This window comes from Streptomyces bohaiensis (genome assembly GCF_012033785.1).
Classification (GTDB): domain Bacteria; phylum Actinomycetota; class Actinomycetes; order Streptomycetales; family Streptomycetaceae; genus Streptomyces; species Streptomyces bohaiensis.
On the sequence record NZ_JAAVJC010000504.1, the window covers coordinates 1 to 1,637 of the forward strand.

The window sequence follows — 1,637 nt, forward strand, 5'->3', positions numbered from 1 at the left end:
GGTGCGGGTGCGGGTGCGGGTGCGGGTGCGGGCGGGGTGCGGTGGCGGCGCGGCCGGTCAGGCCCGGCGGCGGCGGACGACCAGGGCGGCGGCGACGGCGAGCAGCGCCAGCGCCGCGATGTCGATGCGTGCCACCCGGACGGTCGCCGCCCCCAGATCCGCCGTGGTGTAGGCGAACAGCAGGAACGACCCCATGCTCACCGCCGCCGCCGTGATGGCGGCCGGCCGCAGCGCCGGCAGGAAGGCCGCGACGAGCAGACCCACGCCGACCAGCGCCAGCAGCACCGCCCGGTGGCGGAGCAGCATCGTCAGGTCGGCGCTGTCCGGGCCGTCGGTGCTCACCCCGTAGGCCGTGTCCATCCGGGCCGGGGCGAGGGCGACGTAGCCGGGCAGCAGGTTCACCGCGCCCACGACGACGAGCAGGGCGGTGATGAGGCGGTCGGTCCACATGGCGGTGAGGTCTCTTCCGTCGGCGTCGGGTGGCGGGGTCACGGTGTGCGGTGGGCCTCCCGCTCCAGTCGGCGCAGGTACGCCCGCAGCAGGGCGCGGGCCGGGCCGGAGCCGAGCGGGAGTCGTGGCGCGCGGTCGCGGTGCCACGGGAGGCGGGAGCCCGCGGGGGCGGGTCCGGTGAGGTGGGAGGCGACGTACCGGCCGTGCGCCGCGGACATCGCCAGCCCGTGGCCGCAGCAGCCGCCGATGTACCAGATGTCGGGGTGGCCGCCCACCCGGCCGACGACCGGCAACCCGTCGGCGGTCATGCCGATCCGGCCCGACCAGCGGTACGCGACCGGCACCTCGGCCAGCGCGGGGTGCAGCCGGCGCAACCGCTGCTCCAGCAGCCGCCGGGCCGCGTCCCGGGAGGCCGCGTCCTCCTCGTCGGGAAGGGGCGCGTGGCTCACCCGGCCGCCGCCCACCACCAGCCGTCCCTCGGGCGTCAGCCGGAAGTACGGCGCCGGTGCCGCGCTGTCGATCAGCGCCGTGCCGCTCTCCCCGCCCAGCGCGGCGCGCAGCTCCGGCGGCAGCGGGGCGGTGGCCAGCGCGTGCACCCGCAGCGGCAGGACGGTGCCGACCGGCAGCCCCAGCCGCCCGGCGTCGGCGTTCACCGCCAGGACGACCTTCCGGGCGCGCAGCGTCCCCGCGGCGAACCGCAGTTCGGTGGGGGTCCGGCCGTCGCCCGGCCGCAGCCCCAGCAGCGGGCTGTCGCCGAGGAGGCGGGCCCCCTTCGCGGCGCAGGCCGCCGCCAGGGCGCGGGTGAGCGCCGCCGGGTCGAGGGTGGCGGCTCCCGGGTACAGCAGCCCGGCGTGGTACGGCACCCCCACCCGGCGGCGGATCTCGGCGGAGGACAGCACCGGGACGGTCAGGCCGAGCGACCGGTACGCCGCGTCCTGGCGGGCGAGGGCGGCGAGACCGGCCGCGCTGCGGGTGGCGACGATCTGTCCGCCCGGCCGCAGCCCGGCCGCGGCGCCCACGGCCGAGCACAGGGCGACCACGTCGGCGACGGCGGCCTCGGAGGCGAGGTGCGCGGCGCGGGCGACGGACGGGCCGAACCGGCGGACGGCGACGTCGATCGGTGGTCCGACCCGGGGGCCGAGCAGGCCGGTGCCCCCCTGGGGGAGCGCGGTGTCGATGATCTCGCG

2 protein-coding genes are annotated in these 1,637 nt (G+C 79.1%); both read right to left on the reverse strand.

Features of this window, described 5'->3' with window-relative positions:
- Window positions 1-57 precede the first annotated feature (57 nt).
- Window positions 58-492, reverse strand: coding sequence for a phosphopantetheine adenylyltransferase (locus HCN52_RS24310; protein WP_168090569.1), 435 nt, complete (start codon window positions 490-492; stop codon window positions 58-60).
- The coding region (locus tag HCN52_RS24315; RefSeq protein ID WP_209314952.1) for an NAD(P)/FAD-dependent oxidoreductase at window positions 489-1,637 on the reverse strand (1,149 nt) is incomplete at its 5' end. The genes HCN52_RS24315 and HCN52_RS24310, both read right to left, overlap by 4 nt.